The organism is Streptomyces sp. NPDC096152, assembly GCF_044763235.1.
In the GTDB taxonomy this organism is placed as follows: Bacteria; Actinomycetota; Actinomycetes; order Streptomycetales; family Streptomycetaceae; genus Streptomyces.
This window is the reverse complement of sequence record NZ_JBIWFW010000006.1, coordinates 80836-95562: the sequence shown is the minus strand read 5'-3', so window position 1 is coordinate 95562 and position 14727 is coordinate 80836. Positions and strand designations below refer to the sequence as shown.

The 14727-nt window shown below is 73.0% G+C and carries 16 protein-coding genes; 9 read left to right on the top strand and 7 right to left on the bottom strand.

The window, feature by feature from the left end; translation table 11 throughout:
- Nucleotides 1-118: 118 nt before the first annotated feature.
- Nucleotides 119-1111, top strand: a complete 993-nt coding sequence (mgrA, locus tag ACIQ9G_RS20980; protein ID WP_403611543.1) for an L-glyceraldehyde 3-phosphate reductase — start codon at nt 119-121, stop codon at nt 1109-1111.
- Nucleotides 1112-1216: 105 nt separating this feature from the next.
- On the opposite strand, the gene ACIQ9G_RS20975 is transcribed toward mgrA, so the two are convergent.
- Nucleotides 1217-1600, bottom strand: coding sequence for a nuclear transport factor 2 family protein (locus ACIQ9G_RS20975; RefSeq protein WP_403611540.1), 384 nt, complete (start codon nt 1598-1600; stop codon nt 1217-1219).
- Nucleotides 1601-1912: 312 nt separating this feature from the next.
- Between ACIQ9G_RS20975 and ACIQ9G_RS20970 the strand changes: the two genes are divergently transcribed.
- From ACIQ9G_RS20970 to ACIQ9G_RS20955, 4 genes are all read left to right on the top strand, one after another.
- Nucleotides 1913-2323 carry a hypothetical protein gene (locus tag ACIQ9G_RS20970; protein ID WP_403611537.1) on the top strand — a complete coding sequence of 137 codons (411 nt, stop codon included), beginning with the start codon at nt 1913-1915 and terminating at the stop codon, nt 2321-2323.
- A gap of 70 nt (nt 2324-2393) precedes the next feature.
- The gene (locus tag ACIQ9G_RS20965; protein WP_403611534.1) at nt 2394-4718 is read left to right on the top strand and encodes an FHA domain-containing protein; all 2325 of its coding nucleotides are present in this window, start codon (nt 2394-2396) and stop codon (nt 4716-4718) included.
- Between the two features lie 10 nt (nt 4719-4728).
- Nucleotides 4729-5271: a hypothetical protein gene (locus ACIQ9G_RS20960; RefSeq protein ID WP_403611531.1), complete on the top strand. Its 543-nt coding sequence runs from the start codon at nt 4729-4731 to the stop codon at nt 5269-5271.
- Nucleotides 5271-6257, top strand: coding sequence for a serine/threonine-protein kinase (locus ACIQ9G_RS20955; protein WP_403611528.1), 987 nt, complete (start codon nt 5271-5273; stop codon nt 6255-6257). Before ACIQ9G_RS20960 ends, ACIQ9G_RS20955 begins: the two co-directional genes overlap by 1 nt.
- A gap of 223 nt (nt 6258-6480) precedes the next feature.
- On the opposite strand, the gene ACIQ9G_RS20950 is transcribed toward ACIQ9G_RS20955, so the two are convergent.
- The gene (locus tag ACIQ9G_RS20950; protein WP_403611525.1) at nt 6481-7803 is read right to left on the bottom strand and encodes a streptophobe family protein; all 1323 of its coding nucleotides are present in this window, start codon (nt 7801-7803) and stop codon (nt 6481-6483) included.
- 158 nt (nt 7804-7961) lie between these two features.
- Here ACIQ9G_RS20950 and ACIQ9G_RS20945 point away from each other — a divergent pair, with 158 nt between their 5' ends.
- Nucleotides 7962-9230, top strand: coding sequence for a DUF6777 domain-containing protein (locus tag ACIQ9G_RS20945; protein ID WP_403611523.1), 1269 nt, complete (start codon nt 7962-7964; stop codon nt 9228-9230).
- 227 nt (nt 9231-9457) lie between these two features.
- The gene (locus ACIQ9G_RS20940; RefSeq protein ID WP_403611521.1) at nt 9458-9910 is read left to right on the top strand and encodes an ATP-binding protein; all 453 of its coding nucleotides are present in this window, start codon (nt 9458-9460) and stop codon (nt 9908-9910) included.
- A gap of 102 nt (nt 9911-10012) precedes the next feature.
- Here the strand turns inward: ACIQ9G_RS20940 and ACIQ9G_RS20935 are convergent, their stop codons facing one another.
- On the bottom strand, nt 10013-10894 hold the full coding sequence (locus ACIQ9G_RS20935) for an RNA polymerase sigma factor SigF (RefSeq protein ID WP_403611518.1): 882 nt from the start codon (nt 10892-10894) through the stop codon (nt 10013-10015).
- A 246-nt stretch (nt 10895-11140) separates the two neighbouring features.
- Between ACIQ9G_RS20935 and ACIQ9G_RS20930 the strand changes: the two genes are divergently transcribed.
- The gene (locus ACIQ9G_RS20930; protein ID WP_403611516.1) at nt 11141-11536 is read left to right on the top strand and encodes a helix-turn-helix domain-containing protein; all 396 of its coding nucleotides are present in this window, start codon (nt 11141-11143) and stop codon (nt 11534-11536) included.
- A 29-nt stretch (nt 11537-11565) separates the two neighbouring features.
- Here the strand turns inward: ACIQ9G_RS20930 and ACIQ9G_RS20925 are convergent, their stop codons facing one another.
- Both ACIQ9G_RS20925 and ACIQ9G_RS20920 read right to left on the bottom strand, forming a co-directional pair.
- On the bottom strand, nt 11566-12168 hold the full coding sequence (locus tag ACIQ9G_RS20925; RefSeq protein ID WP_403611513.1) for a ClpP family protease: 603 nt from the start codon (nt 12166-12168) through the stop codon (nt 11566-11568).
- Nucleotide 12169: 1 nt separating this feature from the next.
- On the bottom strand, nt 12170-12808 hold the full coding sequence (locus tag ACIQ9G_RS20920) for a ClpP family protease (RefSeq protein ID WP_403611511.1): 639 nt from the start codon (nt 12806-12808) through the stop codon (nt 12170-12172).
- A gap of 266 nt (nt 12809-13074) precedes the next feature.
- Between ACIQ9G_RS20920 and ACIQ9G_RS20915 the strand changes: the two genes are divergently transcribed.
- Nucleotides 13075-13557, top strand: a complete 483-nt coding sequence (locus ACIQ9G_RS20915; RefSeq protein ID WP_403611508.1) for a VOC family protein — start codon at nt 13075-13077, stop codon at nt 13555-13557.
- Between the two features lie 41 nt (nt 13558-13598).
- Here ACIQ9G_RS20915 and ACIQ9G_RS20910 read toward each other — a convergent pair whose 3' ends face one another.
- Nucleotides 13599-14090 (bottom strand): DUF6234 family protein, encoded by a 492-nt coding sequence (locus ACIQ9G_RS20910; RefSeq protein WP_403611506.1) that lies wholly within the window; start codon nt 14088-14090, stop codon nt 13599-13601.
- 72 nt (nt 14091-14162) lie between these two features.
- Complete coding sequence (locus tag ACIQ9G_RS20905; RefSeq protein ID WP_403611504.1) at nt 14163-14684, bottom strand: hypothetical protein; 522 nt, start codon at nt 14682-14684, stop codon at nt 14163-14165.
- Nucleotides 14685-14727 lie beyond the last annotated feature (43 nt).

The window sequence follows — 14727 nt, the reverse complement described above, 5'->3', positions numbered from 1 at the left end:
CGTATCCGCTGAATTCCATCGGATTCTTCTGTTGGACCACTGCCCGCAGGTCGCGCGAGAGTGGGACGCCGGTTCCCCGGAACCGGTCGCCCGCAGTGCCAACCCCTCTGGAGTCGCGTTGTACACCGCCCACCCCGACCGTTACGCGGACATGCCCTACCGGCGCACCGGACGCAGTGGCCTGAAGCTCCCCGCGCTGTCGCTCGGCCTGTGGCACAACTTCGGCCCCGACCGCCCGGTGGAGACCCAGCGGGCGATCCTGCGGCGCGCCTTCGACCTCGGGGTCACCCACTTCGACCTGGCCAACAACTACGGCCCGCCGCCTGGCGCCGCCGAGTCCGCGCTGGGCGAGGCGCTGCGGGCCGACCTCGCGCCGTACCGCGACGAGCTGGTGATCTCCACCAAGGCCGGCTACCTGATGTGGCCGGGCCCGTACGGCGAGTGGGGCTCCCGCAAGTACCTGCTGTCCTCGCTCGACCAGAGCCTGGGGCGGATGGGCCTGGAGTACGTCGACATCTTCTACTCCCACCGCTTCGACCCGGACACTCCGCTGGAGGAGACGATGGGCGCCCTGCACTCCGCGGTCCAGCAGGGCAAGGCGCTCTACGTCGGCGTCTCCAACTACTCCCCGGAGCAGACCCGCGAGGCCGCCCGCATCCTCGGCGAGCTGGGCACCCCGCTCCTGATCCACCAGCCGCGCTACTCCATGCTCGACCGCCGCCCCGAGGACGAGGGCCTCCTCGACACCCTCGACGAGCTCCAGGTCGGCTCCATCGCCTACTCCCCGCTGGAGCAGGGCCTGCTCACCGGCCGCTACCTCGACGGCATACCCGAGGACTCGCGGGCGGCGAGCGACAGCCCCTTCCTCCACTCCGACGCGGTCACCGAGGAGCTGGTGGGCAGGCTGCGCGCGCTGGACGAGATGGCGGGGGCCCGCGGCCAGTCGCTGGCCCAGATGGCGCTGGCCTGGGTGCTGCGCGGCGGCCGGGTGACCTCCGCGCTGGTCGGCGCGAGCAGCCCGCGGCAGCTGGAGGACAGCGTCGCGGCGATCGGCAACCTGGACTTCGACGCGGAGGAGCTGACGCGGATCGACGCGCTCGTCAAGCCGTGACCCGGTCGGAGGTGGGGGCGGGTGCCGCACCGGCACCCGCCCCCACCTCCGACCTGCGCGGTCCCCGGTGCCGCCGGGTGGCTTGCCCCCGCCGCCACCGCCGTTTCAGGCCCCGGCGGGCACCCGGTCCAGGAACCCGAGCACGGCCCGGATCCGCCCCTCGCCGTCCAGGGTGATCACGTCGGACCCGGCGACCGGCGCCGTGCCGTCCGCGTCGCTCACCAGCTCCCAGGAGAAGCGCGCCGTGTCGTGGTGGCCGTCGACGGAGCCCGCGAGGCGGAAGGAGAAGCCGGGGAACTGCTCGTGGGCCGCCGCGATCACGGCGGCGATCCCGTCGTGCCCGCCGACGTCGGCGAGGGGGTCGGTGTAGGTGCCGTCCGGGGTCCAGGCGGCGGCCACCGCCTTGGCCAGCGCCTGCGGCCCGGTGGCGTTCCAGGCCTCGAAGTAGCGGGCGACGGCGATTTCGTGGCGGTCGGGGTGGGCGGACATGGCGAATCAGCCTCCGTCGAGGTCGTCTCTGCTGGTCGGAACCGGGTCCGCCGTGACCGGCGGCCCGATGCGACCACCATGCCGGGTCGTGCCGCGGCGGTCGATTACCGCGCGGGTAATGCCCCGGGGTGCGTGGAGGCGCGCTGTTCCGGCCAGGAATCGCGCGGAATATGCCAGGGAACTGGCCGGAAAGTCATGGTGACAGTGTTTCTGTAGTCAACATACTCGAAGGTCAGGGACGTTTCACCGCACAGGAGCCGCAGAGAGAGCGAGGCAGAGCCGGCAGGCGAACGACGCGACGGGGGAGGAGCAGTGCACGACGAATTCCTGTGCCATGTCACCGGGTACGGCGTATGCGGGGGCCGGCGCATCGGCGTACCGCTCGGCACCTACCGGGCGCCGACCCTGGCGCTGGCGCTGTGGTGGCTGCGCGACCGCGCCTCCTGGATGGCCGAACGGCTCGACCCCGGTCCCCACAGCACCCACGTCCCCGCGAGCGCGCTCGTGCCTGTCCCGCAGTCGGTCCCCGACGTCCCCGGCATACTGCGCGGCTGGTGCGCCGACCTGGTCCAACAGGAACTGGTCGCCGACGAGTTGGCCGCCGGACGGCTGGTGCGGATCGCCGCCAGCGACGACACCACCGAGTACGAGCTGCTCGCCGAGTCGGTGGACGCCCTGCGGATGCAGCGGACCGTCCCCGCGCTCTACCTCCCGGTGGCCTGACGTACCTCCGACGGTGGCCCGACGCCCGCGTCGAACGGCGCATATATGGGCACATCGTTAGAATTCTGGCATGGCTGAGCGGCCGGTCGCGCCGACTGCGCCCGAGCTCGTCCTCGAGACGGAGACGGGCTCGACAGTCATGACCCCGGGCCGCGCCTACCACGTCGGACGCGACCCGCTCAGCGACGTCGTCCTCGACGACGCCCGGGTCTCCTGGCACCACGCGGTGCTGCGCCCGAAGGACGGCCACTGGACGCTCCACGACGACCACAGCACCAACGGCACCTACGCCGACGGGCGCAGAATCCACGACTGGGACGTCGGCCCCGGCAGCGTGATCCGCTTCGGCAACCCCGCCGACGGACCGCGCGCCGTCCTCGTCGGCCGTTCCCCGGCGCCGCCCGGGCCCCCGGCCGCACGCACCGCGGTCTTCCGGCAGCCCACCACGGTGCGGCCGCTGCCCGCGCGCACCGTCCGCATCGGCCGCGCCGAGGACAACGACCTCGTCCTCGACGACCTGGTCGTCTCCCGCCGGCACGCCGAACTGCGGGCCCACGCGGACGGCACGTACGAGATCGTCGACGTCGGCAGCCACAACGGCACGTTCCTCAACGGGCAGCTCGTCGAGCGGGCGCCGATCGGGCCCGACGACGTCGTCGGCATCGGCCACTCGGCGTTCCGCCTCGTCGGCGACCAGCTGCAGGAGTACGTCGACACCGGCGAGGTCTCGCTCGACGTGCAGGACCTCACGGTCACCGTCGACCAGGGCCGCAAGGTCCTGCTCGACCACGTGTCCTTCCCGGTGGGGGAGAAGTGCCTGCTCGCCGTCGTGGGGCCCAGTGGCTCGGGCAAGACCACCCTGCTGAACGCCCTGACCGGACAGCGGCCCGCCGGCCACGGCACGGTCCTCTACGACGGCCGGGACCTGTACCGCGACTACGCCGAGCTGCGCCAGCGCATCGGCCTGGTCCCCCAGGACGACATCCTGCACGTCCAGCTGACCGTCCACGACGCCCTCGCCTACGCCGCCGAACTGCGCTTCCCACAGGACACGGCCCCGGAGGAGCGGCGCGCCCGGGTCGAGGAGGTCATCCGCGAGCTGGGCCTGGAACAGCGGGCCGGACAGCCCGTGCACAGCCTCTCCGGCGGACAGCGCAAACGGGTCAGTGTCGCCCTGGAACTGCTCACCAAGCCGTCCCTGCTCTTCCTCGACGAGCCGACGTCCGGGCTCGACCCCGGGATGGACCGCTCCGTGATGCAGACGCTGCGCGGGCTGGCCGACGACGGCCGCACCGTCATCGTGGTCACCCACAGCGTGCTCAGCCTCGACGTCTGCGACCGGCTGCTGGTGCTCGCCCCCGGCGGCCGGATCGGCTACTACGGGCCGCCCGAGGAGACCCTCGACTTCTTCGGCTTCGCCCACTGGCCGGAGGCGTTCGAGGCCTTCGAACGGGACCGGGAGCGGGACTGGGCCGAGCAGTACCGCGCCTCGCGGTTCCACCGGCAGTACGTCGTCGACGCGACCTCCCAGCCGCCGCAGCCGGACTCCGTGCCCGCCGTCGCGGCACCGCCGCCCCGCCCCCGCAGCCGGGGCGCGCAGCTCGGCACGCTGATCCGCCGCTACACCTCCGTGCTCGCCGCGGACCGGACCTTCCTCATCGTCATGATCGCGCTGCCGTTCGTGATGGGGGCCATGGCCCGCGTCCTGGCGGGCGGCGAGCTGGTGGCCGACAAGGCCACCTCCGCCCTGCTCGTCCTGTGCGTCGGCGCGGTGCTGACGGGTGCCGCCAACGCCGTGCGCGAACTCGTCAAGGAGCGGGTGATCTACCAGCGGGAGCGGGCCGTGGGCCTGTCCAGATCGGCGTACCTCATGTCGAAGGTGGTGGTCCTGGGCACGGTGACCGTGCTCCAGGCGGTCGTCCTGACCCTGGTGGCCCTGCTCGGCGTGGACCTCAATGCCCCCAGCGGACAGGGGGTGTTCCTGCCGCCGCTGGCCGAGATCACCCTCGCCGTCGCCCTGCTCGCGTTCACGGCGATGATGTTCGGCCTCGTGGTGTCCGCCATGGTCCGCAGGGAGGAGGTGACGATGCCGCTGCTGGTGCTGCTGGCCATCGTCCAGGTCGTCCTGTGCGGCGCCCTGGTCACCCTGCACGGCGTCCCCGTGCTGGAGCAGCTGTCCTGGCTGGTGCCCTCCCGCTGGGCGTTCGCCGCGATGGCCGACACGATCGGCCTGGCCCGCATCCTGCCGGGCCCCCAGACCGCCGACCCGCTGTTCCGGCACACGCCCGGGATGTGGCTGGTCAACATGGGGATGCTGGTGGTGCTGTCGGTGCTCTGCGGATACCTGGTGTCCCGGCTGCTGCGCCTGCGCGAGCCCGCGGTGATGCGGAAGTGAGGACGGTGCGATGACGACCCCGGGCTTCCGCCCCACCCACGTCGTCCCCCAGGACGGAATGCCGGCCTGGGAGGCACCCGACCCCGACCGCCCCACGGTGCCCCTCGACCCCCTGCTGCCCGTGGAACTCGCGGAGCGCCGCGGCGACTGGGGACGCGTGGTGTGCGCCAACGGCTGGTCCGCCTGGGTCGACGGCCGTCGCCTGGTCGCCGTGCCGCACGACCCGCCCGGCCCCGGCGGACCGTTCGGCGTGGGCGACCCGCGTCCGCTGCTCGCCCACGCCGAACACGCCCTGGCGAGCTACCGGGTCGCCGTGGAGGACCTGGCCGGCGGAGGGATCGACCGCGAGACCTTCGGTCACCGCACCCGGGGGCTGCGGATCGGCATCGTCGTCGACGGCGAGTCGATGTGGCTCTACGACGCCGAGCAGGGGCGCTGGGTGTACGCGGACGGCTCCCGCACGGCCACCTACGCGGCCGACCGGGCGCCGCGGGCCCCCGCCGGCGCCGGCCCCGGCGCCACCCGCGAGGTCCCCGCGGACGGTGAGTCCTGATGCCGCACGACACCGGCCTGTTCTCGGGACGCCCCTCGGAACTGCTCGGGAAAGAGCTCGCCGGGTACCGCATCGAGCAGGAGATCGGGCGCGGCGGCATGGCCGTCGTCCTCCGGGCCCGCGACCTGCACCTGGACCGCACCGTCGCGCTCAAGCTGCTCGCCCCCGAACTCGCCCGCAACGACACCTTCCGGCAGCGCTTCATGCACGAGTCCCGGGCGGCCGCCGCCATCGACCACCCGAACATCGTGCCCGTCTACGAGGCGGGCGAGACGGACGGCGTCCTCTACATCGCCATGCGCTACGTCCCCGGCAGCGACCTGCGCCACCTGCTCGACGCGCAGGGCCCGCTGCCGCTCGCTGCGGCCACGCGGATCGCCGCGCAGATCGCCTCCGCGCTGGACGCCGCCCACGAGCACGGCCTGGTCCACCGGGACGTGAAGCCCGGGAACATCCTGATGGCCCACGGCACCGACAGCGACCACCCCGAGCACGCCTACCTGGCCGACTTCGGACTGACCAAGAAGTCCCTGTCCCTGAGCGGCTTCACCACCGTCGGCCAGTTCGTCGGCACGCTCGACTACGTGGCCCCCGAGCAGATCGCCGGGCGCCCGGTGGACGCGCGCTGCGACGTCTACAGCTTCGCCTGCGTGGTCTACGAGATGCTGGCCGGCCATCCGCCCTTCCGGCGGGACGACGACATGGCCCTGCTGTGGGCCCACCAGTACGACGAGCCGCCGCCGCTGACCGGGGAGCGCCCCGACCTCGCCGCGCCCGTCGACGACGTCTTCGCCAGGGCGCTCGCGAAGAGCCCCGACGACCGCTACGACTCCTGCCGCGCCTTCGTCGCCGCCCTGCGCACCGCCGCCGCGGGCGGCACGACGGCGGGGCACCCGGCGACCGAGGTGGATCTGCCGGTGGCCGACGGGGCGGGCACCCCCGAGCCGCCGCACTGGGCCCGCCCGGTGTTCGGCGCCGGTGGCTAGTGCTGTGGCCGGAAAGGTTTGCCGGAAAGCTCGCGGCGTCCGGTGCTGGGGGCACCTCCCACGCCGTTCAGGCTGTGGGGGAGCATCGCAAGGCGGAGCGTCGCCCGCGTACTGGATGTACTCGGGTGATGCGACAACGCGGCTGGGGGTTTCCCCCTGCTCGCAGAGCTTGGGGGAGCCGTGCCGGGCGTCGCGAGCCGGTGAACCTTTCCGGCCACAGCACCTAGCGGCCCTCGACGCCGCCCGACTCGACTCCGCCCCCCTCGGCACGCCCGTCCTCACCGTCGTCGACCTCGCCCGTCCGGCGCACCCGCCGGGCGAGCAGTGCGCCGAGGAAGCCGGTGGCCAGGCCCCACAGCACCGCGAGGCCCAGCGCGCCCCACAGTTGCGGCCTCAGGAGCAGCTCCCCGGACAGCCCGCCGCCCAGGTCGCCGATGCCGAACAGGGAGAGCCCGTAGTGCGCGGAGATCCGGCCGACGAGGCAGATCATCAGCACCGTCAGGGCCAGGGCGAGGGCCATGTGCAGGGCGTGCCGCCACACACGCACCCGGGCCGGTGAGCGGCAGGCCATCAGGAACGCGGCGGCCGGCAGCAGCACCGCGTCGGCGACCACCAGCCACCACACCCTGCCGTCGTGCTCGGCCAGCGTGCGCAGGTTGAGCGCGGAGACGTCCGGGGTGCGCAGCACCTCGTCCAGCAGATGCGGCATGGGCAGCCCGAACGGGCCGTCCACCCTGCCGTTCCAGGTGGCGCCCATCCCGATGGTCAGGGCCGGCCAGGCCAGGTTCGGCATGCCGAGCAGGATCACCGCGAGCGACTGCTCCGGATGCCCCCGGGTCACCGCCGTGACGAGCGCGACGACGACGCCCACGGCGACGTAGGTGAGCAGCAGCACGACCATGGCGTACGCCGCGGGGCGCACCGACGTCTGGAACCGCAGCAGCCGCGGAGGCAATGGCGCCCCGCGCGCCACCAGCAGGGCCAGTACCAGCACCCCCGCCAGCCACACCAGCCCGAGGACGGCGGTCGACGGCACCTGCGCGGCGAACCCGACCCGCGGCGAGGCGTTCAGGAAGTCGCCGATGTCGCCGAGCAGCCCCTCGCCCAGGTTCACGGCGAAGTCCTGGCGGGCGGCCAGCGCCAGGACGACGAGCAGCACCAGCCAGACCGCGGCGATCCGGGCGGTCCACCCGGCCAGCTCCCGCACCCCGGCCACCGCCCGGTGCCGCAGCGGCCGCAGAAAGCCCGCGGCGACGACCAGCGCGCCCACCAGGGTGACCGACAGCGGCATCACGGTGATCCCGGCATGGGTCCGTGCGAGGTCGCCCGCCGTGCCGGTGAGCGCCACGCTGCCGCCGACCGCCGTCACCACGGTCGCGGCGACCACCCGCGGAAAGGCCAGGTCGGGGAGGTTCGCGGCACCGGCCGCCCACAGGCCCAGCGCCGCGACCACGATCATCGCGAGCAGCCCCGTCAGCGCCGTGACGGCGGCCTGCGCCCAGCCGTGGCGGGCGACCGGCTGCGCGGAGGGACTGGGCGAACTCACGGTGCCACGCTAAGCAGCCCGGCGGCGGCGCGCCCGCCGTGAGGTCCGTCCGTGTCCGCTTGCGGACGGCGCCACACCGGGGCACACAATGGTGACGTTGCGGGAAGAGCGGCCTTGATCAGGTCATACGCCGCGAAGTGTCGACCTCGGGAGACCTCGTGACCGCGGAACCGCCTGCCTCCGGCCGTCCCTCCGGCCCGCCCTCCGGCCCCCTGTCGGGTCGGCCCTCCGAGCCGCCCTCCGGACCGCCGTCCCACCCCACGGGTGGCGGCGGGGGAGCCGGTGCGCCGGAGCCCCACCGGCCCTGGTGGTCGTCGGTGCCCCGGATGGCGCTGCTCGTCACCGCCGTGGTGGCGGTCGTGGTGCTCGCCGTCGTCCTCACCACCTCCGGCGACGGTTCGAGCGCCCGGGGCGAGGTGTTCCTGCAGTCCGCGGGCCAGAAGGGACCCGACCCCTTCACCGGGTCCACGGCCAAGGAGGACTCCGCGCCGCCGCCCTCGCCCGTACCGACCGGGCCGTCGCAGCCCGCCAACGTGGTGCGGAGCGTCCAGGGCGGCGCGGCCGGCCTCTACGGCGGCACCCGCAATGTCTCCAGCTGCGACGTGGAACGGCAGATCAGGGCCCTGACGGCGGACCCGGCCAAGAACAGGGCGTTCGCCTCCGTCGCCGGCGTCCGGCCGGGTGACGTCCCCGGCTGGCTGCGTTCGCTCACCCCGCTCCAGCTGCGCATGGACACCCGCGTCACCAACCACGGCTACCGCGACGGGGCAGCCACCGAGTACCAGGCGGTCCTGCAGGCGGGCACGGCCGTCCTCGTGGACGACCACGGCGCGCCCCGGGTCCGCTGTGCCTGCGGCAACCCGCTGACGCCGCCGGTCGCCCAGAAGACCGCACCCCGCTACGTCGGCGGGAAATGGCCCTCGTACCGGCCGCAGAACGTCATCGTCGTGACGCCCTCGCCGAAGATCGTCGAGAAGTTCGTCGTCTTCGACCTGCGCCACCACGACTGGTTCACCCGGAACCCCGGCGACACCGGCCGCCACGACCGCCCGTCGCCACCGCCGGCGAACCCCTGGCCGCTCCCCACCGCGACCGTGCTCCCGCCGCCTTCCGGCTCCCGGTCGCCGTGCCCGCCCGGCGCCTCCGGACAGTCACCGGGCTGCCCGACTACCTCCACCGCCCCGTCCTCGCCCGAGTCGCCGCACACGGAGTCCTCCTCGCCCGCCACACCGTCGTCGGAGACCTCGCCGCCGCGGGAGTCCTCCTCGACCCCACCCCAGTCGCCCGGGAAGCCGTCCCCGCCCACCTCGCCGGGGTCCCCGCCGGAGCAGTCCGCCCCGTCGTCCCCGCCACCGGCCTCCGGCCCGTCCTCCCCGCCGCCGGCCTCCGGCCCGCCGTCCGTCCCGTCGTCCGGCTCGCAGCCGTAGTCCGAAAGAGCCCGTCGCCCGGCTCGCGGCCCTGCTCCGAAGGGGGCCCGTCGACGTCCGCCCCGGCCGGGCGGCCGGCCCCGCTGCCCCGCATCGCCCCTGGTCGGAGCCGGTACGCTGTCCCGGCAGGAGGTCGCACCGATCGGCCGGGACTCAAACGCGCGGCTCGGGGTACGAGGACATGTGCGACAGTGTCCGGCCAGGCCGGCTTTCCGAGAGAGACTTGCATGATCGAGTACCTGGACGGGGCAGTGATACCGACTGGTTTCGACGTTCCCGTGGAACCGCTCCGGCGGGCGGCGCACTACACCGGGGAACCGGGGTGCATAGCCGAGGCGCGGTCCTTCGCCCTGCTCTTCCTCGAGCAGCTCGGGAGCGAGTGGTGCGCCGAGATCGAGCCGCGCTCCTCCGAGGCCCTGCTCCTGGTGGTGAGCGAGCTGGTCACCAACGCGGACCGGCACAGCAACGGGCCGTACATCCTGGAGCTCGAAGGCACCGCCACCGCGGTCACGGTCTCCGTGTACGACAGCAGCGCCGTCCTGCCCCGTCGCTTTCCCCGCGACCCGAACCGCGTGGGCCGGCACGGTCTGGAGATCGTGCACGCCCTGGCGGACGTCACGGTCGAGCGGGTGCCGGTGGGCAAGCGGGTGTGCGCCCGGGTGGGCCTCGGCCGGCGCTGACCGTTCGGCCGCGCGCAGCCCCGACAGCACAGCCCCGACACAGCGGTGCCGCCCCACTTCCACGAAGGGGGCGGCACAGTCGCGCCGGGGCGCTCTCGCCGGTCAGGCGCAGCCGAGCTCGCCCAGCATGCCCTGGCGCAGCTGGGTGATGATCCGCTTGATCAGCCGGGACACGTGCATCTGGGAGCAGCCGAGCCGTTCGCCGATCTCCGCCTGGGTGGCCTCCTCCACGAACCGCAGGTGGATGATCTCCCGGTCCCGCTCGCCGAGCTTCGCCAGGAGCGGCGCGAGGGAGTGGAAGTCCTCGACCAGCCGGAGCCCGTCCTCCTCGACGCCGATGAAGTCGGCGAGCACCGATTCGCCGTCCTCGGGGCCGTCCCCGGTCAGGGCGGCGTCCAGCGACGCGGAGTTGTAGCCGTTGGAGGCGATCTGGGCCTCGACCACCTCGTTCTCGGAGAGGTTCATCAAGGTGGCGAGCTCACCGACGGTGGGGTCCCGGTCCAGGCGGCTGGAGAGCTCCTCGCGGGCCCGGGCCAGCTCCACGCGCAGCTCCTGCAGGCGCCGCGGCACGTGCACGGCCCAGGTGGTGTCCCGGAAGAAGCGCTTGATCTCGCCCACGATGTAGGGCAGCGCGAACGAGGTGAACTCCACCTCGCGCGACAGCTCGAACCGGTCGATCGCCTTGATCAGGCCGATCATCCCGGTCTGGACGACGTCCTCCATGTCGTCGCCGCGGTTGCGGAACCGGCCGGCCGCGAACCGCACCAGCGACATGTTCATCTCAATGAGGGTGTTGCGCGCGTACTGGTACTCGCGCGTGCCCTCTTCGAGCTCCGTCAGCCGCCTGAAGAAGTGGCGGGACAGCTCGCGGGCGTCCCGCGGAGCGATCGTGCGGGGGTCGGCGACACCCGGCAGTCCGTCGCCCGTCCTGGTCGTCCCGGCCTCCTCGGCCGCTGCCTCGGACCGGATCACGGCGGTGTCCATTACCTCTCCCACGAAAGTCTCGCTGCGAGCTTGCTTTCCTCGGCCTGTACGCGTCGAACCGGCGTCCCGGCGCCGGCCAGGTACGCGATCCCTCGGTACCCCGCTATCCGAAAAGTATGCGCCTCCGGAGCGCGATCGGCGAATCCCGCTCCGCAGCGCCCTGCGGCACCGGTGCTTCACCCAGAGCGGAACGCCGATCCCCGGCGCACGCCTTCCCCCGGCGTCCGCGGCTCCTAGTCTGGGACGGTGACCACCCAAGCGCCGAACCACGCCCGCGTCGTCCCGCTGCGTCCGCCCGCCGCCCCCGCCGGGGCCGAGCGGCCGCCCGCCCCCGCGAGGGAGCCTCTGTGGCGCGACCTCGTCGGCGACGTGCTGCGCCGGGAACGCCTGGCGCAGCAGCGCACCCTCAAGGACGTCGCCGAGACGGCCCGGATCTCCATGCCCTACCTGTCGGAGATCGAGCGCGGCCGCAAGGAGGCCTCCTCGGAGGTCCTCGCGGCCGCGGCGCGGGCCCTCGGGCTCGGTCTCGGCGACCTGCTGTCGCTCGCGCAGGGCGAACTGGTCCGGCTCACCAGCCGCACCGCGGCCCCCGCCCGCGGCCGCCCGGTCTCCCGCTCCGGAGGACTGTGCCTGGCCGCCTGACCGGAGCCCGCTCCGTACGGGCCGGCGCCTCAGACCATGACCAGGCGCCGGCTCAGCACCTCGTCGGCCAGCCCGTAGGCCACCGCCTCCGGGGCGGTGAACACCTTGTCGCGGTCCATGTCGGCGCGCAGGGCCGCCACGTCGTGGCGCGTGTGCCGGGCCAGCACCTCCTCGACCTGGGAGCGGATCCGGACCATCTCCTTGGCCTGGAGCGCCAGGTCGGAGACCGTGCCCTGCCGGCCGCCGCTGGCGGGCTGCCCGAGCAGCACCCGCGCGTGCTCCAGCACGAAGCGCCGCCCGGGATCGCCGCCGGCCAGCAGCACCGCCGCCGTGGAGGCGGCCTGCCCCACGCAGAACGTGGAGATCGGCGACTGGATGAAGGTCATCGTGTCGTAGATCGCCATCAGCGAGGTGAACGATCCGCCGGGGGAGTTCAGGTAGAGGGAGATCTCGGCCTGCGGCGCCGCCGACTCCAGATGGAGCAGCTGCGCGATCACGACGTTGGCGACCCCGTCGTCGATCTCGGTGCCGAGAAAGACGATCCGCTCGTTGAGCAGCCGGCTGAACACGTCGTAGGACCGCTCGCCCTGCGCGGTCCGCTCGATGACGTAGGGAACCGTGTACGACCCCATGTCACAGCCCCGTCCGTCGGCGCGGGGTGGCCGGGCGGATGTCGGCGAGCGACTCCACGACCCGGTCCACCAGCCCGTACTCCCTGGCCTGCTCGGCCGTGAACCAGCGGTCCCGGTCGCCGTCCCGCGCGATCGTCTCCGCGCTCTGCCCGGTGTGCTCGGCGGTGATCCGCTCGATGGTCCGCTTGGTGTGCTCCAGGTTCTCCGCCTGGATCTCGATGTCGGCGGTGGTGCCGCCGATCCCGGCCGACGGCTGGTGCATCATGACCCGCGCGTGGGGCAGCGCGAACCGCTTGCCCGGCGTACCCACCGTGAGCAGGAACTGGCCCATGCTGGCGGCGAAGCCCATCGCGAGGGTGCAGACGTCGTTCGGGACCAGCCGCATGGTGTCGTAGACGGCGAGCCCCGCGGTGACGGAGCCGCCCGGGCTGTTGATGTACAGGGCGATGTCGGCGTGCGGGTCCTCCGCGGACAGCAGGAGCAGCTGCGCGCACACGCGGTTCGCCGACACCTCGTCCACCTGGGTGCCGAGGAGGACGATGCGCTGGGCGAGCAGGTGCGCGGCGAGATGGTCGTCGAAGCGGCTGAGTGGGGTGGCGCCGTCCTCGGCGCGGGGCGAGAGCGTGCTGAGTGGAGTCATCGGGTCTCCTCGTGGTGCTGCGGATGCCGTCGACTCCACTGTTGGCCGAAGGAGTTGCCCGCATGCGGCGGCTCTGCCCGTGGCAGATCCGCCACGGGCGGAGCGCGGGCGCGGCCGCCCCCGTCCGCACCCTCCCGGGCGGCATCCCCGGCAGCACCACGCGGAAGGCGTCGGCCGGATCACCGTGTTCCGGCGCCCGGCCGATGAGTTCCGGGGCGAGGATCGGTCGGTACAGGTGACCGCTTTCCACGCTCCGGGAGGATTCGATGGCGACCGAAGGGTTCACCACCTGTCTCTGGTTCGACGGCCAGGCCGAGGAGGCCGCGCACTACTACGTCTCGATCTTCAAGGACTCCGGCATCGGCCGGATCGGCCGCTACACCGAGGCCGGCCCGGGCCCCGCCGGCACCGTCATCGCCGTCGACTTCACGGCCAACGGCCAGAAGTTCGTCGCGCTGAACGGCGGCCCGCAGTTCACGTTCAACGAGGCGATCTCCTTCCAGATCCACTGCGAGGACCAGGAGGAGGTCGACCACTACTGGAACAAGCTGACCGAGAACGGCGGCGAGCCCGGCCCGTGCGGCTGGCTCAAGGACCGGTTCGGCGTGTCCTGGCAGGTCGTCCCGGACGGGCTCATCGACATGATCGGCGACCCCGACCAGGAGAGGGCGGCCCGCACCACCCGGGCGATGCTCGCGATGGGCAAGCTCGACATCGTCGCGCTGAGGAAGGCGTACGCGGGCGAGTAGCGGCGTCGGCCGGCCCACCCCGGGGGATGGGCCGGCCGACGTCATCGGCCGTACGGCGCCGCGCCCGGGGCCTGTGCCGCACCCGGATCGTACGGGGCGGAGGGTGCGTACGGGACGGAGGGAGCCGAGCCGGTGGCACGGTGCTGGTCGTACTGCGCCCCGGCCACCGCGAGACCCACCACGATCAGCCCGGCCAGCACCTGCACGCAGGTGGTGACGAGGGCCCGGAGCCGGTACAGCAGCGGTGCGGTGAGCAGGACGACACCGCCGGCGATGCCCACGTACAGCCAGTCGGGACGGAGGACGACGGCGGAGTTGTCCGCGCCCGGGTCGAACGGCTTCCATCCGTGGAAGTCGATGCCGAGCAGGAAGGCGGCGAGCGCCGCGACGCCGTCCACGACCAGCAGGCCGACGGCCAGCGCGACGTCGCCGACCGGATGCAGCCAGGTGCGCGCGGGCCGGTGCGGGGGTGGGACGTTCGGCCCGTGGAAGCGGGGGTGGTCCGTGGGCCACTGGGGTGCGGGGTCGGTCATGGAACGAGCTTCTCCCGAGAACAGGCCCGGGTCCTGAGCGAACGTCCTCAGAACCCGGGCACCCGTGTGGACTCAGCCGTGGATCAGCGGCGAACCGGTGAGCTCCTTGGTGATCGGTCCCCGGCCGTCGCCCTCGACGTCGTAGACGATCGTCGAGTCCGTGGACCACCACACCTCACCGTCGTAGACGGTGGGCGGCGCGGCGCAGGTGTTGGCGTCCTCCAGCAGGTTCCACGAGTAGTTGTCGTTGACCAGCTTGGTCCAGTCGCACGTGCGGGACGTCACGACATGGTCCTCGCCGGCCCTGGTCAGGCGCTCCTCGATCCGGGTGGTGATCTTGAAGCTGGTGAACCGCCTGGAGTTGTCGACGACCTGGTCGTCGACGATCTGCCAGTGCATCACGGACTTCCCGGTCATGCTCCCGGAGTTGCCGGCGGTGTTCTGGACGTAGTACGTGGTCTGCGGCTTCTTGCCGGGGAAGATCACGTCGAACTGGGAGTCCGCGGTGGCGGCCGAGGCCGGCGCGGCCGCCAGGGCGACGAGGGCGACGGCGGCGGCGCCACCGGTGGCCACGGCGTGCGGGAGCTTCCTCAAGGTGTTTCTCCGTTTCGGGTGAGAGGGGCCCGGCGGCTGCCGG